Source organism: Bordetella bronchiseptica (assembly GCF_900636925.1).
GTDB lineage: Bacteria > Pseudomonadota > Gammaproteobacteria > Burkholderiales > Burkholderiaceae_B > Bordetella > Bordetella pertussis.
Map to the genome: position 1 here is coordinate 824,392 of NZ_LR134326.1, position 26,495 is coordinate 850,886.

General features: G+C 65.2%; 16 protein-coding genes, 2 tRNA genes, 3 rRNA genes and 1 other RNA gene. 20 read left to right on the plus strand and 2 right to left on the minus strand.

Translation table 11 applies throughout. From position 1 onward, the window contains the following. Positions 1-304 precede the first annotated feature (304 nt). The 6 genes from EL288_RS03925 (at position 305) to EL288_RS03950 (ending at position 7,137) form a co-directional block, all read left to right on the plus strand. Positions 305-1,835 (plus strand): 16S ribosomal RNA (locus tag EL288_RS03925). A gap of 97 nt (positions 1,836-1,932) precedes the next feature. Continuing rightward, positions 1,933-2,009, plus strand: a tRNA-Ile gene (locus tag EL288_RS03930). A gap of 20 nt (positions 2,010-2,029) precedes the next feature. Further along, positions 2,030-2,105: transfer RNA gene (locus EL288_RS03935), tRNA-Ala, on the plus strand. Between the two features lie 322 nt (positions 2,106-2,427). Next, a 23S ribosomal RNA gene (locus tag EL288_RS03940) occupies positions 2,428-5,309 on the plus strand. Positions 5,310-5,484: 175 nt separating this feature from the next. After that, positions 5,485-5,597 (plus strand): 5S ribosomal RNA (rrf, locus tag EL288_RS03945). The 16S, 23S and 5S rRNA genes sit together here with 2 tRNA genes alongside, the layout of an rRNA operon. 1,147 nt (positions 5,598-6,744) lie before the next feature. Beyond that, positions 6,745-7,137: a DUF4870 family protein gene (locus EL288_RS03950; RefSeq protein ID WP_003814593.1), complete on the plus strand. Its 393-nt coding sequence runs from the start codon at positions 6,745-6,747 to the stop codon at positions 7,135-7,137. A gap of 339 nt (positions 7,138-7,476) precedes the next feature. Here the strand turns inward: EL288_RS03950 and EL288_RS03955 are convergent, their stop codons facing one another. Then, positions 7,477-7,755 (minus strand): SWIB/MDM2 domain-containing protein, encoded by a 279-nt coding sequence (locus EL288_RS03955; protein WP_003814592.1) that lies wholly within the window; start codon positions 7,753-7,755, stop codon positions 7,477-7,479. 149 nt (positions 7,756-7,904) lie between these two features. On the opposite strand from EL288_RS03955, the gene EL288_RS03960 reads away from it, so the two are divergent. Then, positions 7,905-9,098, plus strand: a complete 1,194-nt coding sequence (locus EL288_RS03960; protein ID WP_003814590.1) for a M20 aminoacylase family protein — start codon at positions 7,905-7,907, stop codon at positions 9,096-9,098. Next, a complete protein-coding gene (gene pyrC, locus EL288_RS03965) occupies positions 9,095-10,174 on the plus strand; it encodes a dihydroorotase (protein WP_003814588.1) in 1,080 nt (359 codons plus the stop codon). Before EL288_RS03960 ends, pyrC begins: the two co-directional genes overlap by 4 nt. Positions 10,175-10,213: 39 nt before the next feature. On the opposite strand, the gene EL288_RS03970 is transcribed toward pyrC, so the two are convergent. After that, entirely contained in the window at positions 10,214-12,022 is a 1,809-nt protein-coding gene (locus EL288_RS03970) for an ATP-binding cassette domain-containing protein (RefSeq protein ID WP_003814586.1), read from the minus strand. Between the two features lie 106 nt (positions 12,023-12,128). On the opposite strand from EL288_RS03970, the gene rnpB reads away from it, so the two are divergent. The 12 genes from rnpB (at position 12,129) to EL288_RS04030 (ending at position 26,493) form a co-directional block, all read left to right on the plus strand. Beyond that, an RNA gene (rnpB, locus tag EL288_RS03975) (RNase P RNA component class A) lies at positions 12,129-12,546 on the plus strand. Between the two features lie 278 nt (positions 12,547-12,824). Then, positions 12,825-13,253: a division/cell wall cluster transcriptional repressor MraZ gene (gene mraZ, locus EL288_RS03980; RefSeq protein WP_010931263.1), complete on the plus strand. Its 429-nt coding sequence runs from the start codon at positions 12,825-12,827 to the stop codon at positions 13,251-13,253. A gap of 8 nt (positions 13,254-13,261) precedes the next feature. Beyond that, positions 13,262-14,356, plus strand: coding sequence for a 16S rRNA (cytosine(1402)-N(4))-methyltransferase RsmH (rsmH, locus tag EL288_RS03985; protein ID WP_003814582.1), 1,095 nt, complete (start codon positions 13,262-13,264; stop codon positions 14,354-14,356). Continuing rightward, complete coding sequence (gene ftsL / locus EL288_RS03990; RefSeq protein WP_003814581.1) at positions 14,356-14,634, plus strand: cell division protein FtsL; 279 nt, start codon at positions 14,356-14,358, stop codon at positions 14,632-14,634. The genes rsmH and ftsL overlap by 1 nt, the downstream gene beginning before the upstream one ends. Then, complete coding sequence (locus EL288_RS03995; RefSeq protein ID WP_033446492.1) at positions 14,631-16,361, plus strand: peptidoglycan D,D-transpeptidase FtsI family protein; 1,731 nt, start codon at positions 14,631-14,633, stop codon at positions 16,359-16,361. The genes ftsL and EL288_RS03995 overlap by 4 nt, the downstream gene beginning before the upstream one ends. Continuing rightward, complete coding sequence (gene murF / locus EL288_RS04000; protein ID WP_033459042.1) at positions 16,358-19,195, plus strand: bifunctional UDP-N-acetylmuramoyl-L-alanyl-D-glutamate--2,6-diaminopimelate ligase MurE/UDP-N-acetylmuramoyl-tripeptide--D-alanyl-D-alanine ligase MurF; 2,838 nt, start codon at positions 16,358-16,360, stop codon at positions 19,193-19,195. The genes EL288_RS03995 and murF overlap by 4 nt, the downstream gene beginning before the upstream one ends. Further along, complete coding sequence (mraY, locus tag EL288_RS04005; RefSeq protein ID WP_019247664.1) at positions 19,185-20,354, plus strand: phospho-N-acetylmuramoyl-pentapeptide-transferase; 1,170 nt, start codon at positions 19,185-19,187, stop codon at positions 20,352-20,354. The genes murF and mraY overlap by 11 nt, the downstream gene beginning before the upstream one ends. Then, positions 20,351-21,883, plus strand: a complete 1,533-nt coding sequence (murD, locus tag EL288_RS04010) for a UDP-N-acetylmuramoyl-L-alanine--D-glutamate ligase (protein ID WP_003814575.1) — start codon at positions 20,351-20,353, stop codon at positions 21,881-21,883. Before mraY ends, murD begins: the two co-directional genes overlap by 4 nt. Continuing rightward, positions 21,880-23,073 (plus strand): putative lipid II flippase FtsW, encoded by a 1,194-nt coding sequence (ftsW, locus tag EL288_RS04015; protein WP_003814574.1) that lies wholly within the window; start codon positions 21,880-21,882, stop codon positions 23,071-23,073. The genes murD and ftsW overlap by 4 nt, the downstream gene beginning before the upstream one ends. Then, the gene (gene murG, locus EL288_RS04020) at positions 23,070-24,143 is read left to right on the plus strand and encodes an undecaprenyldiphospho-muramoylpentapeptide beta-N-acetylglucosaminyltransferase (protein WP_003814573.1); all 1,074 of its coding nucleotides are present in this window, start codon (positions 23,070-23,072) and stop codon (positions 24,141-24,143) included. The genes ftsW and murG overlap by 4 nt, the downstream gene beginning before the upstream one ends. Continuing rightward, positions 24,140-25,546: a UDP-N-acetylmuramate--L-alanine ligase gene (murC, locus tag EL288_RS04025; RefSeq protein WP_003814572.1), complete on the plus strand. Its 1,407-nt coding sequence runs from the start codon at positions 24,140-24,142 to the stop codon at positions 25,544-25,546. The genes murG and murC overlap by 4 nt, the downstream gene beginning before the upstream one ends. Continuing rightward, positions 25,543-26,493 (plus strand): D-alanine--D-alanine ligase, encoded by a 951-nt coding sequence (locus EL288_RS04030; protein ID WP_003814571.1) that lies wholly within the window; start codon positions 25,543-25,545, stop codon positions 26,491-26,493. The genes murC and EL288_RS04030 overlap by 4 nt, the downstream gene beginning before the upstream one ends. The last annotated feature ends 2 nt before the right edge of the window (positions 26,494-26,495 follow it).

A 26,495-nucleotide genomic window follows, 5' to 3' on the forward strand; every position in this document is an offset into this window, starting at 1 on the left:
GGTGAGTCAGGTGCGGAGCAGGCGAGGCCGACTTGACAAGCTGAAAAAACTTCTTCATAATCTCGTTTCTCTGCTGCTGAAAACGCAGCGCCGGCCGGAAGGCCGGATGGCAAGACCGCTCTTTAACAATTTAACAACCGATAAGTGTGGGCACTTGGTGCGAGCGCACGATGGCGGCTACGGTCGTCATCGAAAGCAAAGCATTATCAAGTGCTCACTGAATGAAGTAAGGTTTTTTAAACCTCACTTCCTTTGAGCAAGCGATACGGATCCTGGTTTCGATCAGGGTCCACACACAGAGATTGAACTGAAGAGTTTGATCCTGGCTCAGATTGAACGCTGGCGGGATGCTTTACACATGCAAGTCGGACGGCAGCACGGGCTTCGGCCTGGTGGCGAGTGGCGAACGGGTGAGTAATGTATCGGAACGTGCCCAGTAGCGGGGGATAACTACGCGAAAGCGTGGCTAATACCGCATACGCCCTACGGGGGAAAGCGGGGGACCTTCGGGCCTCGCACTATTGGAGCGGCCGATATCGGATTAGCTAGTTGGTGGGGTAACGGCCTACCAAGGCGACGATCCGTAGCTGGTTTGAGAGGACGACCAGCCACACTGGGACTGAGACACGGCCCAGACTCCTACGGGAGGCAGCAGTGGGGAATTTTGGACAATGGGGGCAACCCTGATCCAGCCATCCCGCGTGTGCGATGAAGGCCTTCGGGTTGTAAAGCACTTTTGGCAGGAAAGAAACGGCACGGGCTAATATCCTGTGCAACTGACGGTACCTGCAGAATAAGCACCGGCTAACTACGTGCCAGCAGCCGCGGTAATACGTAGGGTGCAAGCGTTAATCGGAATTACTGGGCGTAAAGCGTGCGCAGGCGGTTCGGAAAGAAAGATGTGAAATCCCAGGGCTTAACCTTGGAACTGCATTTTTAACTACCGGGCTAGAGTGTGTCAGAGGGAGGTGGAATTCCGCGTGTAGCAGTGAAATGCGTAGATATGCGGAGGAACACCGATGGCGAAGGCAGCCTCCTGGGATAACACTGACGCTCATGCACGAAAGCGTGGGGAGCAAACAGGATTAGATACCCTGGTAGTCCACGCCCTAAACGATGTCAACTAGCTGTTGGGGCCTTCGGGCCTTGGTAGCGCAGCTAACGCGTGAAGTTGACCGCCTGGGGAGTACGGTCGCAAGATTAAAACTCAAAGGAATTGACGGGGACCCGCACAAGCGGTGGATGATGTGGATTAATTCGATGCAACGCGAAAAACCTTACCTACCCTTGACATGTCTGGAATCCCGAAGAGATTTGGGAGTGCTCGCAAGAGAACCGGAACACAGGTGCTGCATGGCTGTCGTCAGCTCGTGTCGTGAGATGTTGGGTTAAGTCCCGCAACGAGCGCAACCCTTGTCATTAGTTGCTACGAAAGGGCACTCTAATGAGACTGCCGGTGACAAACCGGAGGAAGGTGGGGATGACGTCAAGTCCTCATGGCCCTTATGGGTAGGGCTTCACACGTCATACAATGGTCGGGACAGAGGGTCGCCAACCCGCGAGGGGGAGCCAATCCCAGAAACCCGATCGTAGTCCGGATCGCAGTCTGCAACTCGACTGCGTGAAGTCGGAATCGCTAGTAATCGCGGATCAGCATGTCGCGGTGAATACGTTCCCGGGTCTTGTACACACCGCCCGTCACACCATGGGAGTGGGTTTTACCAGAAGTAGTTAGCCTAACCGCAAGGGGGGCGATTACCACGGTAGGATTCATGACTGGGGTGAAGTCGTAACAAGGTAGCCGTATCGGAAGGTGCGGCTGGATCACCTCCTTTAAGAGCTTGAGTGCTCGTGTCAAGTGTCCACGCTTATCGGTTGTTGTTATATAGCTGCTGGATCGGTGGCTGCTGATCCGAGAGAGAAAGGTTTCGCGGGTCTGTAGCTCAGTCGGTTAGAGCACCGTCTTGATAAGGCGGGGGTCGTTGGTTCGAATCCAACCAGACCCACCAAGGTTTCCTGAGAGGGAAATGGGGGTGTAGCTCAGCTGGGAGAGCGCCTGCTTTGCAAGCAGGATGTCATCGGTTCGATCCCGTTCACCTCCACCAGAGCCCGTCTTGAAGATGGGAGCGGGTTGGCAGGCGAGACCAGGAAGGCGAGAGAGCAACGCTTAGTGCTGCGAGTCAGTGTTAAGCGTTGGGTTTTGGCCCGACAGCTATATATGTTCTTTAACAATTTGGAAGAAGCACAACGTAAAGTGTTCGTTTAGTAGTCGACGCGAGTCGATGAAGACGGATACGGGTTGTGATTGCATGATTTTGTTCCAAGTCTCAAGAACTGGCTGGGCGCGCAAGCGTTTGGTCAGGTGCTTTGAACTTATGAACGGCACAAGCGCGAATGAACAGCACCTATAAGACTTTAGTGTTATAGGATCAAGCGACTAAGTGCATATGGTGGATGCCTTGGCGATCACAGGCGATGAAGGACGTAGTAGCCTGCGAAAAGCTGCGGGGAGCTGGCAAACAAGCATTGATCCGCAGATATCCGAATGGGGAAACCCACCGCGCAAGCGGTATCCCTGGCTGAATACATAGGCCAGTGGAGGCGAACCGGGTGAACTGAAACATCTCAGTAGCTCGAGGAAAAGAAATCAACCGAGATTCCGAAAGTAGTGGCGAGCGAAATCGGAAGAGCCTTTACGATTTAGCATTTTGCATAGTCGAACGGAATGGAAAGTCCGGCCGTAGCAGGTGATAGCCCTGTAGACGAAATGCAGAGTGTGGAACTAGGCGTAAGAGAAGTAGGGCGGGACACGTGAAATCCTGTCTGAAGATGGGGGGACCATCCTCCAAGGCTAAATACTCGTGATCGACCGATAGTGAACCAGTACCGTGAGGGAAAGGCGAAAAGAACCCCGGAAGGGGAGTGAAATAGATCCTGAAACCGTATGCATACAAACAGTCGGAGCCTCTTTATGGGGTGACGGCGTACCTTTTGTATAATGGGTCAGCGACTTACATTCAGTGGCGAGCTTAACCGAATAGGGAAGGCGTAGCGAAAGCGAGTCCGAATAGGGCGTCCAGTCGCTGGGTGTAGACCCGAAACCAGATGATCTACCCATGGCCAGGTTGAAGGCACGGTAACACGTGCTGGAGGACCGAACCCACTAGTGTTGAAAAACTAGGGGATGAGCTGTGGATAGGGGTGAAAGGCTAAACAAATCTGGAAATAGCTGGTTCTCTCCGAAAACTATTTAGGTAGTGCCTCAAGTATTACTGCAGGGGGTAGAGCACTGTTATGGCTAGGGGGTCATGGCGACTTACCAAACCATGGCAAACTCCGAATACCTGCAAGTACAGCTTGGGAGACAGAGCACCGGGTGCTAACGTCCGGACTCAAGAGGGAAACAACCCAGACCGCCAGCTAAGGTCCCGAATTATCGCTAAGTGGGAAACGAAGTGGGAAGGCATAGACAGTCAGGAGGTTGGCTTAGAAGCAGCCACCCTTTAAAGAAAGCGTAATAGCTCACTGATCGAGTCGTCCTGCGCGGAAGATGTAACGGGGCTAAGCGATAAACCGAAGCTGCGGGTGTGCACTTTTAGTGCACGCGGTAGGAGAGCGTTCTGTAAGCCTGCGAAGGTGGCTTGTAAAGGCTGCTGGAGGTATCAGAAGTGCGAATGCTGACATGAGTAGCGATAAAGGGGGTGAAAAGCCCCCTCGCCGTAAGTCCAAGGTTTCCTGCGCAACGTTCATCGGCGCAGGGTGAGTCGGCCCCTAAGGCGAGGCAGAGATGCGTAGCTGATGGGAAGCTGGTTAATATTCCAGCACCGTCGTACAGTGCGATGGGGGGACGGATCGCGGAAGGTCATCAGGGTGTTGGATGTCCCTGTTGCTGCATTGAAGATGGCGCTTAGGCAAATCCGGGCGCGAGAATCAAGGGTGTGGCACGAGCGAGCAAGTCTCGCGAAGTGATTGGAAGTGGTTCCAAGAAAAGCCTCTAAGCTTCAGCTGTACGAGACCGTACCGCAAACCGACACAGGTGGACGGGATGAATATTCCAAGGCGCTTGAGAGAACTCAGGAGAAGGAACTCGGCAAATTGATACCGTAACTTCGGGAGAAGGTATACCCTGGTAGTGTGAAGCGCCTGCGCGCTGAGCATGAAGGGGTCGCAGAGAATCGGTGGCTGCGACTGTTTATTAAAAACACAGCACTCTGCAAAGACGAAAGTCGACGTATAGGGTGTGACGCCTGCCCGGTGCCGGAAGGTTAAGTGATGGGGTGCAAGCTCTTGATCGAAGCCCCGGTAAACGGCGGCCGTAACTATAACGGTCCTAAGGTAGCGAAATTCCTTGTCGGGTAAGTTCCGACCTGCACGAATGGCGTAACGATGGCCACACTGTCTCCTCCTGAGACTCAGCGAAGTTGAAGTGTTTGTGATGATGCAATCTACCCGCGGCTAGACGGAAAGACCCCATGAACCTTTACTGTAGCTTTGCATTGGACTGTGAACCGGCCTGTGTAGGATAGGTGGGAGGCGCAGAACTCGAGTCGCCAGATTCGAGGGAGCCATCCTTGAAATACCACCCTGGTTTGTTTGCGGTTCTAACCTTGGTCCGTTATCCGGATCGGGGACAGTGCATGGTAGGCAGTTTGACTGGGGCGGTCTCCTCCCAAAGCGTAACGGAGGAGTTCGAAGGTACGCTAGGTACGGTCGGAAATCGTGCTGATAGTGCAATGGCATAAGCGTGCTTGACTGTGAGACTGACAAGTCGAACAGGTGCGAAAGCAGGACATAGTGATCCGGTGGTTCTGAATGGAAGGGCCATCGCTCAACGGATAAAAGGTACTCTGGGGATAACAGGCTGATACCGCCCAAGAGTTCATATCGACGGCGGTGTTTGGCACCTCGATGTCGGCTCATCTCATCCTGGGGCTGTAGCCGGTCCCAAGGGTATGGCTGTTCGCCATTTAAAGAGGTACGTGAGCTGGGTTTAAAACGTCGTGAGACAGTTTGGTCCCTATCTGCCGTGGGCGTTGGATACTTGACGGAGCCTGCTCCTAGTACGAGAGGACCGGAGTGGACGTACCTCTGGTGTACCGGTTGTCATGCCAATGGCATTGCCGGGTAGCTAAGTACGGAAGAGATAACCGCTGAAGGCATCTAAGCGGGAAACTCGTCTGAAGATTAGGTATCCCGGGGACTAGATCCCCCTGAAGGGTCGTTCGAGACCAGGACGTTGATAGGTCGGGTGTGGAAGCGCAGTAATGCGTTAAGCTAACCGATACTAATTGCCCGTGAGGCTTGATCCTATAACTCTCAAGTCTTAATTATTACCGCTGGACAGTAAGCGCCAGCGCCGTTCATACCAACACAACATACACACGCAACCCGCGTCGCTGCCAGTCCCAATCGACTGCCAGGCGCACGCTGTGCTTCTTCCAGATTCAAGCCGTTGACCATGCGTCAACCGCTTAGCCGGTTACGCCTGACGACCATAGCAAGGTGGTCCCACTCCTTCCCATCCCGAACAGGACAGTGAAACGCCTTCGCGCCGATGATAGTGGATGTACATCTGTGAAAGTAGGTCATCGTCAGGCTTTTATTGCTCAAAACCCCGCAGCCTCACGGCTCGCGGGGTTTTGTTTTTGGGGGGACGCCCAGGCGCCCGCACCTCGCCGGGTGCCTGTCCCCGCAAGGGGACGGGCACCTGCAGACATCCCCCGCTTCTGACCGTGCCGCCTGCAGCGTGTGTCAGTCCCCGTGCGGGGACAGACACACGCCGTGGAATCAAGCCTCGGCATCGCACCCGCCAACCGTGACCGCGGGCAGGCGCCCATGCGCCCGCATCCGCCGCACGCCGCCGGGTGCCTGTCCCCGCAGGGGGACTGGCACCTGCAGACATCCCCTGCTTCTGACCGTGCTGCCTGCAGCGCGTGTCAGTCCCCGTGCGGGGACAGACACCCGCCGTGGAATCAAGCCTCGGCATCGCACCCGCCAACCGTGACCGCGGGCAGGCGCCCATGCGCCCGCATCCGCCGCACGCCGCCGGGTGCCTGTCCCCGCAGGGGGACTGGCACCTGCAGACATCCCCTGCTTCTGACCGTGCTGCCTGCAGCGCGTGTCAGTCCCCGTGCGGGGACAGACACCCGCCGTGGAGTCCTGCCTCGGCATCGCACCCGCCAACCGTGACGGCAGACAAGCGCCCATGCGCCCGCATCCGCCGCACGTCGCCGGGTGCCTGTCCCCGAAGGGGGACTGGCACCTGCAGACATCCCCCGCTTCTGACCGTGCCGCCTGCAGCGCGTGTCAGTCCCCGTGCGGGGACAGACACACGCCGTGGAATCTCGCCTCGGCATCGCACCTGCCAACCGTGACCGCGGGCAGGCGCCCAGGCGCCCGCACCCGCTGCACCTCGCCGGGTGCCTGTCCCCGAAGGGGGACTGGCACCGCTAACCCGCTCGCCAGCTCCGCGCGCTTCGCCGTTGCTTCCATCGGATGCCCCAGGCGTGGCAACGCAAGGCCGAAGCGATGTCCGGACGAGGTCACGGCGATGCGGATTAGGTGTCGCTGGCCTGGCCGTGCCGTGCACTTTCAGGCGCCTTGCCCACGCACGGCGGCAATTCTTCCAAGGCGCGCGAGTCGTCGTCAATACGGAGTGAACCGCCGTCAACAGCGTTGAACAGGACGCCGTCTACAAATAACAACGCCGGCCGAGGCGGGCGTGCATCTTGCGGTAAGATTGCTGTGAACTTATTCGATGGAGCAGTAATCGTGAGTGACCCCCAGACCCTTCAGCCGGGCGGTGCCCCGGATCTGCGCACGCTTACCCATGTGGCTTACGGTCTGTACGCGCTGGGCTTTTTGACCGGCGGTTTTCTGGGTATAGCCACGCTGGCTGCCGTAGTGCTGATGTACGTCAAGCGCGGCGACACCGCGGGCACGATGTACGCAAGTCATTTCGACTGGCTGCTGCGCACCTTCTGGTGGGCCTTGCTGTGGCTGGCCATCAGCGCCATCGCCACGTTGATTTTCATCGGCTGGATCGGCGTGGTGGCAACGGTGGTATGGGTGCTGTATCGCCTGATCAAGGGCTGGCTGGCCTTGCTCGAAGGCAATGCACCGTCGAGCTACACCTGACTCGGGTACAGGCCGCGGTTCCGCTCGCAACGGCTGGCTTTGTGCCAGCCGTTTTCGTTTGCAGGCGGCTGGTGTGTACAGTGCGCAGCAGAAGCAGGATGCGGCAGGGTGCGGCAGGGTGCGGCAGGGTGCGGCAGGGGCCGTCTGGCGGTGCTGCGGATGTTCGCGTGGGGGGGGGGGGAGGCAGGGGAGCAGCTGCGAGGCGGTGCGGACCGGATGTGGGCCAGCGCGTGCGGAGATTGCTTGAAGCGGATTGTGCCAACCGAATGCCCGCTGTTGCGGCAGGCCCGGCACTGAGACGGGAAGGGACGTACGCCGTACGCCCTTTGGCCCGATCGATTACTTCAGGTGCGCGTTGACCAGCTTGGTCAGTTCGAACATCGTGACCTGGTCTTTGCCGAAGATGGGGCGCAGCTTGGCGTCGGCGTTGATGTTGCGCTTGTTGCTGGCATCCTGCAGGTTGTGCTTTTTGATGTAATCCCAGATCTTCTTGGTGACCTCGGTACGCGGCACGGCTTCCGAGCCGATGACAGCGGCCAGCTCGGCGCTGGGGGTCAGGGGCTTCATGAACGCGGCGTTCGGCTTGCGTGCGGTCGCGGTTTTGGAGGGTGTGGCCATAATGCGGCGCTCCTTCTCTGGCTTGTTGGAAAAATAGTCCTGCGGGCCGCAGCATAACGTGTCTCTCCCCTAAAGACAAAGCCATTTATCCTCTGTAGCAACTAAAATTACTGATCGGTCCCCCTCGGGACAGCAACCTGTAACTGCCCATGTACGCCCGTTCCCCGCTCGAATCCATCCGGCTGTTTCATGACGAATTGACGGCGTTGAGGCGCGATCTGCATGCCCACCCCGAGCTGGGGTTCGAGGAGGTCCGTACTTCGGGCATTGTCGCCGGCGCGCTGGAAGCGCTGGGCATCGAGGTGCATCGCGGCATCGGCAAGACGGGCGTGGTGGGGATCATCCGGGGCCGTACATGCGACAGCGGCCGCATGATCGGCCTGCGTGCCGACATGGACGCGCTGCCGATGACCGAGGACAACGATTTCGGGCACAAATCGACGAAACCGGGCCTGATGCATGGTTGCGGCCATGACGGCCATACGGCGGTGCTGATCGGGGCGGCGAAGTATCTTGCGCAAACCCGCAATTTCGATGGCACGGCCGTACTGATCTTCCAGCCGGCGGAGGAAGGGCGCGGCGGCGCCAAGGCGATGATCGACGACGGGCTCTTCGATACGTTTCCCTGCGACGCGATCTACGCCCTGCACAACTGGCCAGGCCTCAAGCCGGGCACGGTGGGGATCAATCCGGGTCCGATGATGGCGGCGGCCGATCGTTTCGAGATCACGATCAACGGCCGCGGCGGCCATGGCGCGCATCCTTATCAGACGATCGATCCGGTCACGGTGGCGGGGCACCTGATTACCGCGCTGCAGACCATCGTGTCGCGCAACGTCAATCCGCTCGATTCGGCGGTGCTGTCGATCGGTTCGGTGCAGGCCGGCCACCCGGGCGCGATGAGCGTGATTCCGCGCGAGGCCCGGATGGTGGGCACGGTGCGCACGTTCCGCCGTTCCGTCCAGGAGATGGTGGAGTCCCGCATGCGTGAACTGGCCAGCGCCATCGCCAGCGCTTTCGGCGCCACGGCGGAAGTGCTCTACGAGCGCATTTACCCGGCCACGCTGAATACGCCGCAGCACGCCAACCTGGTCGCCGATATCGCCACCGAGATGATCGGCCGCGAGAACGTGGTGCGCGATCTGGTGCCCTCGATGGGCTCGGAGGATTTTTCGTTTATGCTGCAGATGCGGCCCGGCGCGTATTTCCGGCTCGGCCAGGGCGGCGCCGAGTCGGGCTGTGTGCTGCACAATAGCCATTTCGATTTCAACGATGCCGTGATTCCCCTGGGCAGCGCGATGTTCAGCGCGCTGGCCGAGCGCGGCATGCCTTTGGCCGATTGAGGCCCGCTTCCATGTCCAACCAACACGCTACAGAACTTACCATCACCCGCCCGGACGATTGGCACCTGCACCTGCGCGATGGCAGCGCCCTCGAGGCGGTGGTGCTGGATACGGCGCGGCAGTTCGCGCGCGCCATCGTGATGCCCAACCTCCGCCCGCCGGTGACCACCACCGAGCAGGCGCTGGCCTATCGCGCGCGGATCGAAGCGGCGCTGCGCAAGGCGGGTGGCGATACGGCTGCCTTCACGCCCTTGATGACGCTGTACCTGACCGACAACACGCCGGCCGAGGAAATCGTGCGCGCGCATGAGTCCGGGCAGGTCGCCGCGGTCAAGCTGTATCCGGCCGGGGCCACCACAAACTCCGATGCCGGCGTGACCGACCTGCTGGGCAAGTGTGGCGCCGCGCTGGCTGCGCTGGAGCGCTGCGGCATGCCGCTGCTGGTGCACGGCGAGGTGACCGATCCGGCGATCGACGTGTTCGACCGCGAAGCGGTGTTCATCGAACGTGTCATGCAGCCGCTGCGGCGCGCGTATCCCGGCCTGAAGGTGGTGTTCGAGCACATCACGACCCGGGAAGGCGCCCACTACGTGCGCGACGCGGAAGGACCCACCGCCGCGACCATCACGCCGCAGCACATGCTCTACAACCGCAATGCGATTTTCACGGGCGGCGTGCGGCCGCATTGGTATTGCCTGCCGATCCTCAAGCGCGAGGTGCATCGCCAGGCCCTGGTCGAGGCGGCCACCAGCGGCAGTCCGCGTTTCTTCCTGGGTACCGACAGCGCGCCCCATGCGCGCGGCCTGAAGGAACATGCCTGTGGTTGCGCGGGCTGCTATACGGCCCTGCATGCAATGGAGCTTTACGCCACCGCGTTCGACGCGGTCGGCCGCCTGGATCGGCTGGAAGGCTTTGCCAGCTTCCACGGCCCGGATTTTTACGGCCTGCCGCGCAATACGGGTACGCTCACGCTGCGGCGCGAAGCCTACGAAATTCCGGCGGAGGTCGCGTTCGGCGATACGACCCTGGTGCCGCTGGCCGGCGGCGAGTCGCTCGGCTGGCGGGCCCTGGCCTGAGCCAGGGCAGGCCGGACCTTGCGAGGCCCGGCCTGCGTGTCAGGCGGAGTCGCCCCGACGCGCTTCCAGGAGTTCCCAGCGCGCGAATTTTTCTTCCAGTTCGCTTTCCAGGGTGGCCAGTTCCGCGTTGATGCGTTCGACTTCGTCCGGCGCGTCGCGGTACAGGCTGCCGTCGGCCAGCTTGCCGCTCAATTCGGCCTGACGGGCCTCGATGGCGGCGATGGCATCGGGCAGGGCTTCCAGTTCGCGCAGATCCCAGGCGCTCAGCCGTGCCGCGCGCACCGGCTTGGGGCGCGCCGCGGCGGGCTTGGCGGTTTCGGCGGGTTTCTCGGCCTTGGGCGCGGCGGCCTGGGCGGGCCGTTGCGCCTGCCATTCGTCGTAGCCGCCGACGTAGTCGCGCCAGCGGCCGTCGCCTTCGGCGGCGATGGTCTGGGTGACGACGTTGTTCAGGAAGGCCCGGTCGTGGCTGACCAGCAGCACCGTGCCGGCGTATTCCTGCAGCAGTTCTTCCAGCAGTTCCAGCGTTTCGATGTCCAGGTCGTTGGTGGGTTCGTCGAGCACCAGCACGTTGGCCGGGCGCGCGAACAGGCGCGCCAGCAGCAGGCGGGCCCGCTCGCCGCCGGACAGGCTGCTGACGGGCGAGCCGGCGCGGGCCGGCGAGAACAGGAAGTCGCCGAGATAGCTCATCACGTGCTTGCGCGCGCCGCCGATCTCCACCCACTCGCTGCCTGGGCTGATGATGTCCACCAGCGTCGCGTTCTCGTCGAGCTGGGCGCGCATCTGGTCGAAATAGGCCACCGAGACGTTGCTGCCCTGGCGCACCGTGCCGCTGTCGGGCGGCAGTTCGCCGAGCAGCAGCTTGAGCAGGGTAGTCTTGCCCGCGCCGTTGGGGCCGACGATGCCGATGCGGTCGCCGCGCAGGATGGTGGTCGAGTAGTCGCGCACCACGACCTTGTCGCCGAACGCCTTGCCGACGTCCTGGAGTTCGGCGACCAGCTTGCCCGAACGCTGGCCTTGGGCCAGCGCCAGACTGACGTTGCCGACGCGTTCGCGGCGCTCGGCGCGTTCGACGCGCAGCTGTTCGAGCCGGCGCACGCGGCCTTCGTTGCGGGTGCGGCGCGCCTCGATGCCCTTGCGGATCCAGACTTCTTCCTGGGCCAGCAGCTTGTCGAAGCGGGCCTGCTCCAGGCGCTCGGCTTCGAGCCACTGCGCCTTGCGCTCCTGCCACTGCGAAAAATTGCCGGGAAAGCTGAGCAGGCGGCCGCGGTCGAGCTCGACGATGCGGGTCGCCACCGCGTCGAGGAAGCGCCGGTCGTGGGTGATGATGACGGCCGCGCCCTTCCAGTTGCGCAGCATGGCTTCCAGCCATGCGATGCCGTCGAAGTCCAGGTGGTTGGTCGGTTCGTCCAGCAGCAACAGGTCGGGTTCGTCGACCAGGGCGCGCGCCAGCGCGACGCGCTTGCGCATGCCGCCGGACAGGCTGGCGATCGCCGCTTCGGCCGGCAGTCCCAGGCGTTCGAGCGCGGCCCGTACGCGCGCCGGCCGCTGCCAGTCTTCGGGATGGGCATGGGCGTCGCACACGACGTCGAACACCGTGCCGGTTTCATCCAGTGCGGGTTCCTGCTCGACCGTGGCCACGCGCAGGCCCGAACTGCGGGCGATGTCGCCGTCGTCGGGCTGCGTGCGGCCATCGAGCAGGCGCAGCAGCGAAGATTTGCCCGCGCCGTTGCGCCCGATCAGGCCGATGCGCTCGCCTTCCTGGATGGCGAAATCGGCGTGGTCCAGCAAGGGGTGGTGGCCGTAGGCCAGTTGAACGTCGGTAAGCGTAATAAGGGAAGCGAGGGCCATGGACAGACAGAGTGATGCGTATTGGCCTGTATTGTCGCAGGAACGCGCGGGGCGGGCAGCGCGCGGCCGGGAGCCGGGGCGCCGACTGTACTAAAATGCCGCTCGCAGGGCAGATCGGGCAATCGCGGGGGATGCAAATCCTTCGAGGAAGGTCCGGACTCCACAGGGCGGGATAGCGGCTAACGGCCGTCCGGCGACGCTGGCGGGCTTGCCCGCCGGAAAAGCCGAGGAACAGGGCCACAGAGACGAGTCTGTCATGAGGGCGCGCCTGGCGCGCACCGGCACGGCCATCTCCGTGCCGCGCCGTCCGGAAACGGGCGGCGGCATGACAGGGTGAAACGCGGCAACCTCTATCCGGAGCAACATCAAATAGGCATGCGTACGGCCGTAAGGCCGGGAAGGGCGGCTCCGTCCAAGCATGCGGGTAGGTGGCTGGAGCGGTCCAGCAATGGTTCGCCAAGAGGAATGATTGCCCGCCGGGGAAACCCGGCGTACAGAATCCGGCCTATAGATCTGCTCTGCACTGCATTTTCATGACAGCCGGCCGGAATCCGGCCGGCTGGCTTACGGCGCCCTACGTAAAACAATGAAAACACGCGCCCGGGCCCTACTTCTGATGAATGACATTTAATAGTCGGCGCAAGCTGCTGATTTATCAGCAAGTTTTCCGCGCGCCGTTTTTACAATTGGCTCTAAGTCCTTGTTGTGATTGAAAAAATTGCAACCACGGCCTTGACCCATGAAGTTGCTTCCCGTAGAGTGGGAAAAAGTAGGAATTTGTGCAACTAAGTGGGGCAAACGGGTGTTCCAGGGAAGCAGCGCACTCACGTTGGATGCTAAGGGGCGGATCTCGATTCCGACCCGGCATCGTGACGCGCTCATGGACCGTGCCGAAGGCCGGTTGACCCTGACCCGTCATCCCGATGGCTGCCTGTTGGTGTATCCGCGTCCCGAGTGGGAAGAGAAGCGCGCGCAGATCGCGGCGTTTCCCATGTCGGCGCGTGCGCTGCAGCGTCTGCTGTTGGGCAACGCGCAGGACGTGGACATCGACGGGTCGGGTCGGGTTCTGATCGCTCCTGAGCTGCGCAACGCTTCCGGTATGACGCGCGATGTGATGCTGCTCGGTATGGGCGCGCACTTCGAGCTCTGGGATGCCGCTTCCCTGGCCCGCCGAGAGGCAGAGGACCTGGCTCAGGGAATGCCGGATGTGTTGAATCAGTTTTCGTTCTGAAGCCGGATATGGAATTCGAACATCGGCCCGTGCTGCTGGAGCCGACGGTTGACGCGTTGGTGCTGCCGGATTTCGGCGGCAAGGGCGCCCACCGTCAGGCCGGCGAGCCGGGGCCGGATGCGGCCACGCGCCTGCAGCACGGCGTCTTCGTCGACGGCACGTTCGGCCGCGGCGGACACAGCCGCGCGCTGCTGGCCCGGCTGGGCGCGCAGGCGCGCCTGGTGGTGTTCGACAAGGATCCGCAGGCGATCGCGGTGGCCCGGGAACTGGCCGCCGGCGATGGGCGGGTGGAAGTGGTGCATGGCGGCTTTGCCACCATGGCCGAGGAATTGACGGCGCGCGGCATCGAGCAGGTCGATGGCGTGATGCTGGATCTGGGCGTGTCATCGCCCCAGATTGACGATGCCGAACGGGGGTTTTCGTTCATGCGGGACGGTCCCCTCGACATGAGGATGGATACGACCCGCGGCCCCACGGTGGCGGATTGGCTGGCGCAAGCCAGCGTGGATGAGATGCGGGAGGTCATAGCAGATTATGGCGAAGAACGGTTTGCTTTTCAGGTTGCAAAAGCGATTGCTGCTTGCCGCGCAACACGGCCGCTGCACACCACGCTCCAGCTTGCCGAGTGCGTCGCCGGCGCCGTCCGCACGCGCGAAAAGGGGCAGCATCCGGCCACACGCACCTTTCAGGCTCTACGGATTTACATCAATCGGGAGCTCGAAGAGCTCGCTCGCGCCCTCGCGTCAGCTCTAGACCTGCTTGGCCCGGGGGGGAGGTTGGCGGTGATCAGTTTTCATTCGCTGGAAGATCGCATGGTCAAGCAATGCATCGCGGCGGCGGCTCGTCCGGCCGCCGCGCACGCGCGCCTGCCCTTGCGTGAAAGCGAATTGCCGCAACCGCTGGTGCGCTCGCTGGGCAAGGTTGTCGCCGACGACGTCGAAGTCGCCGGCAATGCGCGCGCCCGTTCGGCCATCCTGCGGGTGGCCGAACGCACGGGCGAGCCGCTGCCGCCTGGCGGCGGGGCTGGTTTCGTCAAGGCCGGCCGGGTGCCCGGCGAGCCGGTGCGCGGCACGCGCGCCGGTTCCAAGGGGAGGCGTCGCTAATGGGGCGCACCAGTCTCATCGTTGCCGCGTTGCTGATGCTGTCGGCCATTTCCCTGGTCACCAGCCGCTACCAGTCGCGCCAGCTCTTCATCGAACTGGGGCGCAGCCAGGCCGAGGCGCGCGATCTCGATACGAACTGGCGCCGCCTGCAGCTGGAGCGGGCCGAGCTGGCGCGCAACGCCCGCATCGACCGTGCCGCGCGTGACGACCTGAAGATGATTCCGATCGTGCCCGACCGCACGCTCTATATGAACCAGCCCGCCGGAGGCGCCCAGTGAGGCGGGTGCCTTTCTTCGACAATCCCGTGCTGCGCGGGCAGCTGCCCATGTGGCGCGCCCGTCTGGTGCTGATACTGTTGTTCGGCGGCTTTGTCGTGCTGGCCGGGCGCGCCCTGTTCCTGCAGGGCCTGTCGACCGAGTTCCTGCAGCAGCAGGGCGAGCGCCGCTACGAGCGCACGCTGACCCTGGCCGCCACGCGCGGCAAGATCCTGGATCGCAACGGCGTGGTGCTGGCATCCAGCGTGCCGGCGCGCGCCATATGGGCGATTCCCGAGGACGCCAAGCCGATCCCGCCCGAGCAGGTGGCCGCGCTGGCGCAACTGCTTCAGACGCCGGTGGCCGAGCTGCGTCGCCGGCTGGCCGACGAAGACCGCAATTTCGTGTACCTGAAGCGTCAGGTGCCGATGGACGTTGCCGACAAGATCAAGCAAATGGCCCTGCCCGGAATCCACCAGCAGCCGGAGTCGCGCCGCTACTACCCGGAAGGCGAGGTCACGGCCCACATCGTGGGCTTCAATAATGTCGAGGACCAGGGGCAGGAGGGCGTCGAGCTGACGTTCAACCAGCAATTGTCGGGCCAGCCGGGCTCGCGCCGCGTCATCAAGGATCGCCTGGGCCGCGTCATCGAGGACGTGCAGGCGGTGACCTTGCCGGTCGACGGCCGCGACCTGCGCCTGTCCATCGACACGCGCCTGCAGTACCTGGTGTACAAGGAACTGCAGGACGCGCGCGTCGCGCACCAGGCCAAGAGCGCGACGGCCGTGGTGATCGACGTGCATACCGGCGAGGTCCTGGCGCTGGTCAACCTGCCCTCGTTCGATCCGAACCATCGCGAGACGTTCCAGGTCTCGACGCTGCGCAACCAGGCGATCACCGATACATTCGAGCCGGGTTCGATCATGAAGCCGTTCACCGCCGCGCTGGCGCTGGATCTGGGCCGCATCTCGACCGCGACCATGTTCGAGACCGGTAACGGCCGCTTTCAATACCAGGGCAGCACGATCAGCGATGTCAGCCGCAACGGCACGCTGGATCTGGCCGGAGTGCTGCTGAAGTCCAGCAATATCGGCATGACCATGATCTCCGAGAAGCTGCAGTCGCGCGAGATGTGGGATCTGTTCACCGGGCTGGGGCTCGGGCAGGCGCCCCAGCTGGGCTTTCCCGGTGCCGCGCCCGGCCGCCTGCGTCCGTGGGACCGCTGGCGCCTGATCGAGAAGGCCACCATGGCCTACGGCTACGGGCTGTCCGTGTCGCTGCTGCAGGTGGCTCGTGCCTATACCGTTTTCGCGCGCGATGGCGACATGGTGTCGCTGACGCTGGTCAAGCGCGAAAGCGCGCCCACCAGCGTACGGGTCTACAACCCCAAGACCGCCGCCACCGTGCGCGCCATGCTGGAGGCCGCTGCCGGGCCCGACGGGGCCAAGCGCGCCCAGGTTCAGGGCTACCGGGTGGCCGGCAAGAGCGGCACCGCGCGCAAGATTGTCGACGGAAAGTACAGCGCTCAGCGCCACCGCAGCTCGTTCGTGGGTTTTGCGCCTGTCTCCAATCCCAAGATCGTGGTGGCGGTCTCGATCGACGAGCCGCAGGTGGGCGGTTATTACGGCGGCGCCATCGCCGCGCCGGTGTTCTCGCGCATCGTGGGCGGCAGCCTGCGGCTGATGGGCGTGCAGCCCGACGCGCCGTTCGAGTCGACCATCGTGGCCGGCAATCCGGAGGGCGCGCGATGAGCCCGACGAATCGCCTGAACGCCGTGCAACGGCAGCACCTGGACCAGGCGCTGGCGTGGCTGCGCGGATGCGTCGCCCCGACGGCCGATCTGCGCCTGGATTCGCGCGAGATCGAGCCGGGCGATGTGTTCGTCGCCTGCCCCGGCCTGGCCAGCGACGGCCGCCAATTCATGGATCAGGCGCTGGCGCGTGGCGCCAGCGCCATCCTGTACGAAACCGAAGGCGCGCCGGTCGCGCCCGCGGGCGCGCAGGCCTTGCCGGTCGCGCAGCTGCGCACCTTGCTTGGCGCGCTGGCCGATGAATGGTATGGCCGTCCGTCGCAGGACCTGAGCGTGGTGGCGATAACCGGCACCAACGGCAAGACCTCGTGCACCCAATGGCTGGCGCAGGTGCTCACGCGCATGGGCAAGCCGTGCGGCAGCATCGGCACCCTGGGCGCGCTGCTGCCCGACGGCCAGTCGCTGGGCGGCAGCCTGACCACGCCGGATGTGCTGACCATGCACCGCACGCTGGCCCGGATGCGCGCCGCGGGCGCGCGCGCGGTGGCCCTGGAGGCCTCGTCCATCGGCATCGAGCAGGGCCGGCTGGACCATATCCGCATCGCGGTGGCGGGTTTTACCAACCTGACGCGCGATCATCTCGATTACCACGGCACCATGCAGCGCTACGAGCAGGCCAAGGCGGCGCTGTTCCAATGGCCGGACCTGCAGGCCGCCGTCGTCAATGCGGACGATCCCGCCGGCGAACGCTTGCTGGCGTCCCTGCCGGCCGCGCTGAAGACCGGCTACTCGCTGCAAGGGGCTCCCGCCGACGTCCACGCGCGCGACCTGCAGGCCACCGCGCATGGCCAGGTGTTCACGCTGGCGCTGCCCGATGGCGAAGCGCAGATCGTCACGCGCCTGCTCGGCCAGCACAATATCTCCAATCTGCTGTTGGTGGCCGGCGCGCTGAGCAAGCTGGGCTGGCCGCTGCCGCAGATCGTGCGCGAACTGGCGGCGATTTCGCCGGTCGACGGCCGCCTGCAGGCCGTGACGCCGGTGCCGTTGCAGCACCTGACCGCGGGCGCCCAAGGGGCGCTGGTGGTGGTCGATTACGCCCATACGCCCGACGCCCTGGCGCGCGCGCTGACCGCCTTGCGCCCGGTGGCGCAGGCGCGCGGCGGGCGCCTGGTGTGCGTGTTCGGCTGCGGCGGCGAGCGCGACCCCGGCAAGCGACCCGAAATGGGCCGTATCGCCGTCGAGCGGGCCGACCGGGTGGTGGTCACCAGCGACAATCCGCGCAGCGAATCGCCGCAGGACATCATCGACCAGATTCTGGCCGGCATTCCCGCCGGCATGCGCGCGGCGGTGCAGCCTGACCGCGCGCTGGCCATCATGCAGACGCTGTGGAGCGCGGCTCCCGACGACGTGATACTGCTGGCCGGCAAGGGACATGAAACCTACCAGGACATCGGCGGCCGCAAATTGCCGTTCGACGATCGCCAGTGGGCCCGGCTGGCGCTGTTGCTGCCGCATGCGGGCGCGGTGTCGACCGATACGCGCCGCATCGGCCGCGGCGAGCTGTTCGTGGCCCTGTCGGGCGAAAATTTCGACGGCCACGACTATCTGCCGCAGGCGCAGTCGGCCGGCGCCTGCGCCGCCGTGGTGGCGCATCCAGTGGCGGATGTGGCGCTGCCCCAGCTGGTGCTGGGCGATACGCTGGCCGCGCTGGGCCGCATGGGCACGGCCTGGCGTTCCAGTTTCACGCTGCCGGTCGTCGCCGTGACGGGCAGCAATGGCAAGACCACCACCAAGGAAATGATTTCCGCCATCCTGGCGCAGTGGCAGGGCGACGACGGCCGCCTGGCGACGGCTGGCAATTTCAACAACGAGATCGGCGTGCCGCTGACCCTGCTGCGCCTGCGCGCGCGGCATCGCGCCGCCGTTTTCGAGCTGGGCATGAACCATCCCGGCGAGATCGAACGCCTGGCCGCGATGGCGGCGCCGACGGTTGCGCTGGTGACCAATGCCCAGCGCGAACACCAGGAATTCATGCATACCGTCGAGGCGGTGGCGCACGAGAACGGCGCGGTCATCGGCGCCTTGCCGGAGGACGGCGTGGCCGTCTATCCGGGCGACGAACCCTACGCCGCCATCTGGGACAAGCTGGCGGGCGCGCGCCGGGTGCTGCGCTTCGGCCTGCAACCGGGCCTGGATGTCTACGCCGAGCGTGTCGTGACGCAGGCGCATGGCACGCAATGCGGCCTGGTGACCCCGGCCGGCAGCGCCGAGCTGGATCTGCCCGTGCCGGGCCTGCACAACCTGCGCAACGCGCTGGCGGCGATCGCTTGCGGCCTGGCGGCCGGCGCGCCCCTGCATACCTGCATCGCGGCGCTGGCCGGTTTCCAGGCCGTCGCCGGGCGCATGCAGCATCGGCAAATGAGTGACGGAACCGTGCTCATCGATGACACCTACAATGCCAATCCTGACTCGGCGCGCGCCGCCATCGACGTGCTGGCGCGGCTGCCCGCGCCGCGCGCATTGGTGCTCGGCGACATGGGCGAAGTCGGGGACAACGGGCCCGCCATGCATCGCGAGGTGGGCGATTACGCGCGCGAGCATGGCATCGACGCGCTTATCACGCTAGGCGAGGCCAGCCGGGATGCCGCACACGCATTCGGTCCGGCGGCGCGCGCCTGCGCATCGGTTGACGAAGTCGTGGCCGCGTTGCGCGGCCTGCGCCCGTCCAGCATTTTGATCAAGGGTTCGCGCTTTATGCGCATGGAGCGGGTAGTGACGGCTTTCAGCGGCAACAATCAGGCGCCTTCGGGGCAGGGGGACAAGCATGCTGCTTGAGATCGCCCGGTGGCTGTCCGACGACGTGCGCGCCATTGGCGTATTCGAGTACATCACGCTGCGCGCCGTGCTGGCGTGCGCGACGGCGCTGCTGATCGGCCTGGTGGCGGGGCCGCGCGTGATCCGCCGCCTGACCGAAATGAAGATCGGCCAGGCCGTGCGCGCCTACGGCCCGGAGTCGCACCTGGTCAAGACGGGCACGCCGACCATGGGCGGCGCGCTCATCCTGATCGCGATCGCCATCAGCACGCTGCTGTGGGCGGACTGGACCAATCGCTTCGTCTGGGTGGTGTTGCTGGTGACGTTCGGCTTTGGCTGGATCGGGTGGATGGACGACTATCGCAAGGTCGTCTACCGCGATCCCGAAGGCATGCCGGCCCGGCAGAAGTTCTTCTGGCAGGCGACCATCGGGCTGGTCGCCGCCGTGTATCTGGCCTTCGCCGTCTCGGCGCCCGCCAATACCGAACTGTGGCCGCTCTTCAAGGCATGGGTGGGTAGCGGGTTCACGATGCCGCTGCCGACGCGGGCCGACCTGATCGTGCCGTTCTTCAAGTCGGTCAGCTATCCGCTGGGCGTGCTGGGCTTCGTGGCCCTGACCTGGGCCGTCATCGTCGGCACCAGCAACGCCGTCAACCTGACCGATGGCCTGGACGGCCTGGCCATCATGCCTACGGTCATGGTCGGCAGCGCCCTGGGCATCTTCGCCTACGTGGTCGGCCGCGTCGATTATTCCAAGTACCTGCTGTTCCCGTACATTCCCGGCGCGGCCGAGCTGATGGTGCTGTGCGCCGCCATCGGGGGCGCGGGCCTGGCCTTCCTGTGGTTCAACGCCTATCCGGCGCAAGTGTTCATGGGCGATGTCGGCGCGCTGGCGCTGGGCGGCGCGCTGGGCACCATCGCGGTGATCGTGCGCCAGGAAATCGTGCTTTTCATCATGGGTGGCGTGTTCGTGGTCGAAACCCTTTCGGTCATGGTGCAGGTCACCTGGTTCAAATACACCAAGCGCAAGTACGGCCAGGGCCGGCGGATATTCCGCATGGCGCCGCTGCATCACCATTTCGAGGTGGGCGGCTGGAAGGAAACCCAGGTCGTCGTGCGGTTCTGGATCATCACCATGATGCTGGTGCTGGTCGGCCTTTCCACACTGAAGTTGCGATGAATACGACTGAAACCTCCCGTGCCGCCGCACCGCTTGTCCTGATCCTCGGATTGGGCGAGACGGGCGTGGCCGCCGCGCGCTGGTGCGCCCGCCAGGGTTCGCCCCTGCGCGTGGCGGACACGCGCGCGCAACCGGGAGGGCTGGCCGCGCTGCAAGCGGCGCTGGCCGATGCCACGGTCGAATACCGGCTGGGCTGCGGCGAGCAGTTCCCCCCGGACCTGCTCGACGGCGTAGCGCAGATCGTGCTGAGCCCGGGATTGGTGCCGCACGAGTCGCCTACCCGCGAACTGCTGGAGCAGGCCCGTGAGCGCAACGTGGAAGTGGTGGGCGAGATCGAGCTGTTCGCCCGCGCGCTGGCCGGCCTGGCCGAATCCCGAGAGTATCGTCCGCGCGTGCTGGCGATCACTGGCACCAATGGCAAGACCACCGTCACCGCGCTGACCCGGCAGCTGATCGAGGCAGGCGGGATGAGCGCGCGCGCGGCCGGCAATATCAGCCCCGCCGCGCTGGCCGCGCTGATAGATGCGCTGGACCAGGATGATCTGCCTCAGGTGTGGGTGCTGGAACTGTCCAGCTTCCAGCTGGAAACCACGCGGACGCTGGCGCCCGACGCCGCGGTCGTGCTGAACGTGACCCAGGACCACCTCGACTGGCATGGCGACATGCAGGCCTATGCGCAAGCCAAGGCCCGCATCCTCAAGCCGGCGCGCCTGGCCATCGTCAACCGCGACGATCCGTTGACGGTCGCCATGGTCGAGAGCCTGCAAGCCTTGAATGTACGCAGCTTCGGCCGCGACGTGCCCGCCCTGGTCGGTGACATGGGCCTGGAGCTGGGTCAGGGCGTTGCGTGGCTGACCGCCTGCGAATCCAACGATTTCGACGAGCCGGCGCCGGCGCCGCGACGCAAGAAGGACGCGCCGCCGCCCACCCGCGCCGGTGGCCGCATGAGCCGCCTGATGCCGGTGGATGCCCTGCGCATCCGTGGCGTGCACAATGCCCTCAATGCCCTGGCCGCGATGCAGCTGGCCCGCTCGCTCGACCTGGGCTGGGGCCCGATGCTGCGCACCCTGCGCGACTATGCCGGCGAGCCGCATCGCGCCGAACTGGTGCGCTCGATCGGCGATGTCGACTACATCAATGACAGCAAGGGCACCAACGTGGGCGCCACCGTGGCCGCCCTGGAAGGCCTGGGCCAGCAGGTCGTGCTGATCGCTGGCGGACAGGGCAAGGGCCAGGATTTCTCGCCGCTGGTGCCGGTGGTGCGCCGCCACGCGCGCGCCGTGGTGCTGATCGGCGTCGACGGGGCGGCTATCGGCAAGGTGCTCGAGCCCACCGGCGTTCCCTGCGTGGCCGCCGCCGACATGCGCGAGGCCGTGCGCCGCGCCGCCGAGCTGGCGCAGCCCGGCGATGCCGTGCTGTTGTCGCCGGCCTGCGCCAGCTTCGACATGTTCCGCAATTACCCGCACCGTGGCGAAGTATTCGCCGCGGAGGTGCAGGAACTCGCGCTCGACCGGGGAGAGGTGGCATGAGCCTGTTCGCCGAACTCACCGCCAGTGTGAACGCCGTACGGCCCGGCCGCACGCGCATGCGCAATTACGACATGCCGCTGATCGTCGCCGCGTCGACCCTGCTGCTGCTGGGCTTGTTGATGGTGTATTCGGCTTCCATCGCGTTGGCCGACGGGCCGCGCTACGCCTCCTACGGCCGCTATTACTTCGTGATCCGCCACGGGCTGTTCCTGACGGCCGGCCTGCTGGCCGCCGCCGTCGTGCTGAGCGTGCCGATCCGGGTATGGCAGCGCCTGGCCGTGCCGCTGTTCATGTTCGCGCTGATCCTGCTGGTGGCGGTGCTGATTCCCGGCATCGGCCGCGAGGTCAACGGCGCGCATCGCTGGATCCCGCTGGGACCGCTGAATTTCCAGCCCTCCGAATTGATGAAGCTGGCCGCTCTCCTGTATGCCGCGGACTACACCGTGCGCAAGCAGGAGCACATGCAGGCGTTCTCGCGCGGCTTCCTGCCGATGGCCTGCGCGCTGGGCGGCGTGGGCATGCTGCTGCTGCTGGAGCCGGACCTGGGCGCGTTCATGGTGATCGTGGCGATCGCCATCGGCATCCTGTTCCTGGGCGGCATCAACGGCAAGTATTTCAGCAGCCTGCTGGCCGTGCTGGTGGGCACCTTCCTGATGCTGATCTGGGTGTCGCCCTGGCGGCGCGCGCGCCTGTTCGCCTACCTGGACCCCTGGAACGAGGCCAATGCCTACGGCAGCGCCTACCAGTTGTCGCATTCGCTGATCGCCCTGGGGCGCGGCGAGTGGTTCGGCGTGGGCCTGGGCGCCAGCGTCGAGAAACTGCACTACCTGCCGGAGGCCCATACCGACTTCCTGATGGCCGTGGTGGGCGAGGAGCTGGGGTTCGCCGGCGTCATGCTGGTGATCACGCTGTTCGCGATCATCGTCTACCGCGGTTTCGACATCGGCCGGCAGGCCATCGCGATGGAGCGCACGTTCGCCGGGCTGGTGGCGCACGGCGTGGCCATGTGGGTGGGCGTGCAGGCCTTCATCAACATGGGCGTGTGCCTGGGCCTGCTGCCCACCAAGGGCCTGACCCTGCCGCTGATGAGCTACGGCGGCTCGGGCATCGTCATGAACCTGTGCGCGCTGGCGATGCTGATCCGCGTGGACGTCGAGAATCGCGTCATGATGCGGGGAGGCCGGGTATGAGCGCACCGACCATCCTCATCATGGCGGGCGGCACGGGCGGCCACATCATGCCGGGCCTGGCGGTGGCCGAAGTGCTGCGCGAGCGCGGCTGGCGCGTGCTGTGGCTGGGCAATCCCGACAAGATGGAAGGCCGGCTGGTGCCGCCGCGCGGCATCGAACTGGTTCCCCTGCGCTTCCAGGGCGTGCGCGGGCGCGGCGCCGCCGCGCTGCTGAAACTGCCGTTCCTGTTGGCGCGCGCTTGCGCGCAGGCCTGGCGCAGGCTGGCCGATATCCGGCCGGACGTGGTGCTGGGCATGGGCGGCTATGTGGCTTTCCCGGGCGGCGTCATGGCAGCGCTGCGCCGCACGCCGCTGGTCGTGCACGAACAGAATGCGGTGGCCGGCACGGCCAACCGCTGGCTGGCCAGGCTGGCGCGCCGCGTGCTCAGCGGTTTTCCCGGCGTGTTGCCGCGCGGCGAGGCGCTGGGCAACCCGGTGCGCGCCGATCTGTGCGCGCTGCCCGAGCCCGCCGAACGCTATGCCGGCCGCAGCGGCGCGTTGCGCGTGCTGGTGGTTGGCGGCAGTCTCGGCGCCCATGCGCTGAACACCACCGTGCCGCAGGCGCTGGCGCTGTTGCCGGAGCAGGCGCGGCCCCAGGTGGTGCACCAGGCGGGCGAGCAGCATCTGCCCGCCTTGCAGCAGGCCTATGCGCAAGCGGGCGTGCAGGCCGATTGCCGCGCCTTCATCGACGACATGGCCGGCGCCATGGCCCAGGCCGACCTGCTGATCTGCCGCGCCGGCGCCATGACGGTGTCGGAAGTGGCGGCGGCCGGCGTCGCGGCCCTGTTCGTGCCGTTCCCGCACGCCATCGACGACCACCAGACCGCCAACGCGCGCTTCCTGAGCGACGCGCAGGCGGCCTGGCTGCAGCCGCAAGCCAGCCTGACGCCGCAGTGGCTGGCGCAGTGGCTGGGCCAGCGTACCCGACAAGAACTCCAGGCCGTGGCCGGCCGGGCGCGCACGCATGCGCTGCCGCGCGCCGCGGCCCATATCGCCGACGTTTGCGAGCAGGCAGCGAGGCGGGCATCATGAAACATCGCATCCAACACATACACTTTGTCGGCGTCGGCGGCTCGGGCATGAGCGGCATCGCCGAGGTATTGCTCAACCTGGGCTATACCATCAGCGGTTCCGACCTGAACGAATCCGCCGTGACGCGCCGCCTGGCCGAGCTGGGCATGCGCATCGCCATCGGGCACGACCGCGCCAACGTGGCCGGCGCCGGCGCCATCGTCACCTCCACCGCCGTGGCCGGCGACAACCCGGAAGTCCTGGCCGCGCGCGCCGCGCGCATCCCGGTCGTGCCGCGCGCCGTGATGCTGGCCGAACTGATGCGCCTGAAGCGCGGCATCGCGGTCGCGGGCACGCATGGCAAGACCACCACGACCAGCCTGGTGGCCAGCGTGCTGGCGGCCGGCGGCCTCGATCCGACCTTCGTGATCGGCGGGCGGCTGACCTCGGCCGGCGCCAACGCGCGCCTGGGCCAGGGCGAGTACATCGTCGTCGAGGCCGACGAGTCGGACGCCTCGTTCCTGAATCTGCTGCCGGTGATGGCCATCGTGACCAACATCGACGCCGATCACATGGATACGTACGGCCACGACGTGGCGCGCCTGAAGAGCGCCTTCATCGAATTCACCCAGCGCCTGCCGTTCTATGGCAGCGCCATTCTTTGCGCCGACGACGCCAACGTGCGCGAGATCATGCCGTTCGTGTCGCGGCCGATCACCACCTACGGACTCAGCCCCGACGCGCAGGTGTGCGCCCAGGACGTGCAGGCCGACGGCACCCGCATGCGCTTCACGGTGCAGCGGCGCGACCGCGACGTGGTACTGCCCGCGCTGCAGGTCGAGCTGAACCTGCCCGGCCTGCACAACGTGCGCAATGCGCTGGCGGCCATTGCCGTGGCCACCGAGCTGGGCGTGGACGACGCCGCGATCCGCGAGGCGCTGGCCGCCTTCAAGGGCGTCGGGCGGCGCTTTACCCAATGGGGCGACCTGCCGGTGCCGGCCGCGCATGGCGGCGGCACCTTCACCCTGGTCGACGACTACGGCCATCACCCGGTGGAAATGGCGGCCACGCTGGCCGCGGCGCGCGGCGCCTGGCCGCAGCGGCGCATCGTGCTGGCTTTCCAGCCGCATCGCTACACCCGCACGCGCGACTGCTTCGAGGATTTCGTGCGTGTGCTGGGCTCGGCCGACGGCGTGCTGCTGACCGAGGTCTACGCGGCGGGCGAGGCGCCGCTGGTGGCGGCCGACGGCCGCGCCCTGTCGCGCGCGCTGCGCGTGGCCGGCAAGGTCGAGCCGGTCTTCGTCGAGGACGTGGGCGAATTGCCGCAGGCCATCCTCGATTTCGTGCGCGACGGCGACGTCGTGGTGGTGATGGGAGCAGGCTCGATCAGCAAGACGCCGGCCCTCGTGGGAGAACTGGCATGAGCAAGCAATTCGGCAAAGTCGGCGTGTTGTACGGCGGCCGTTCGGCCGAGCGGGAAGTGTCGCTGATGTCCGGCAAGGGCGTGCACGAAGCCCTGCTGAGCGCCGGCGTGGACGCGCACCTGTTCGACACCGGCGAGCGCAGCCTGGCGGACCTCGCCGCGGCGGGTTTCGAGCGCGTGTTCATCGCCCTGCATGGCCGCTATGGCGAGGACGGCACGCTGCAGGGAGCGCTGGAGCTGCTGGGCATTCCTTACACCGGCAGCGGGCCGCTGGCCTCCAGCCTGTCGATGGACAAGATCATGACCAAGCGGGTGTGGCTGCAGCACGGCTTGCCCACGCCGGCCTTCGAGGTGCTGGGCGGCAGCACCGAACTGCGCCTGGTGCCCGACCGCCTGGGCCTGCCGCTGATACTCAAGCCGCCGCACGAGGGCTCGACCGTCGGCATCACCAAGGTGGCGGGCTATTCGGACATGAAGGCGGCGTACGAGCTGGCCGCGCGTTTCGACGCCGAGGTGCTGGCCGAACAGTTCATCACGGGCCGCGAACTGACCGTCGCCGTGCTGGGCTCGGGCGCCGCGGCGCGCGCCTTGCCGGTGATCGAGATCGTCGCGCCCGGCGGCAATTATGACTACGAACACAAGTACTTCTCGGACGACACGCAGTACTTCTGCCCGGCCGACCTGCCCGCGGACGTGGCCGCGGACGTGGCCGCCGTCGCCGAGCGCGCCTACGCCGCGCTGGGTTGCGAGGGTTGGGGCCGGGTCGACTTCATCCTGGACCGGGAGAACCGGCCCTGGCTGCTGGAAATGAATACTTCGCCCGGCATGACCGGCCATTCACTGGTGCCGATGGCGGCGCGCGCGGTGGGCATGAGCTATGCCGACCTGTGCGTGGCCATCCTGGCCGAGGCCGCGTGCAAAGTGCGCAGCCCGGCGCGACAAGATTGAAC

Coding starts and splice junctions, on each gene's coding strand:
- EL288_RS03955 (WP_003814592.1), bottom strand. CDS start 7,755: ATGGCCACACCCTCCAAAACCGCGACCGCACGCAAGCCGAACGCCGCG.
- EL288_RS03960 (WP_003814590.1), top strand. CDS start 7,905: ATGTACGCCCGTTCCCCGCTCGAATCCATCCGGCTGTTTCATGACGAA.
- EL288_RS03970 (WP_003814586.1), bottom strand. CDS start 12,022: ATGGCCCTCGCTTCCCTTATTACGCTTACCGACGTTCAACTGGCCTAC.
- rsmH (WP_003814582.1), top strand. CDS start 13,262: ATGGAATTCGAACATCGGCCCGTGCTGCTGGAGCCGACGGTTGACGCG.
- ftsL (WP_003814581.1), top strand. CDS start 14,356: ATGGGGCGCACCAGTCTCATCGTTGCCGCGTTGCTGATGCTGTCGGCC.
- murF (WP_033459042.1), top strand. CDS start 16,358: ATGAGCCCGACGAATCGCCTGAACGCCGTGCAACGGCAGCACCTGGAC.
- mraY (WP_019247664.1), top strand. CDS start 19,185: ATGCTGCTTGAGATCGCCCGGTGGCTGTCCGACGACGTGCGCGCCATT.
- murD (WP_003814575.1), top strand. CDS start 20,351: ATGAATACGACTGAAACCTCCCGTGCCGCCGCACCGCTTGTCCTGATC.
- ftsW (WP_003814574.1), top strand. CDS start 21,880: ATGAGCCTGTTCGCCGAACTCACCGCCAGTGTGAACGCCGTACGGCCC.
- murG (WP_003814573.1), top strand. CDS start 23,070: ATGAGCGCACCGACCATCCTCATCATGGCGGGCGGCACGGGCGGCCAC.
- murC (WP_003814572.1), top strand. CDS start 24,140: ATGAAACATCGCATCCAACACATACACTTTGTCGGCGTCGGCGGCTCG.
- EL288_RS04030 (WP_003814571.1), top strand. CDS start 25,543: ATGAGCAAGCAATTCGGCAAAGTCGGCGTGTTGTACGGCGGCCGTTCG.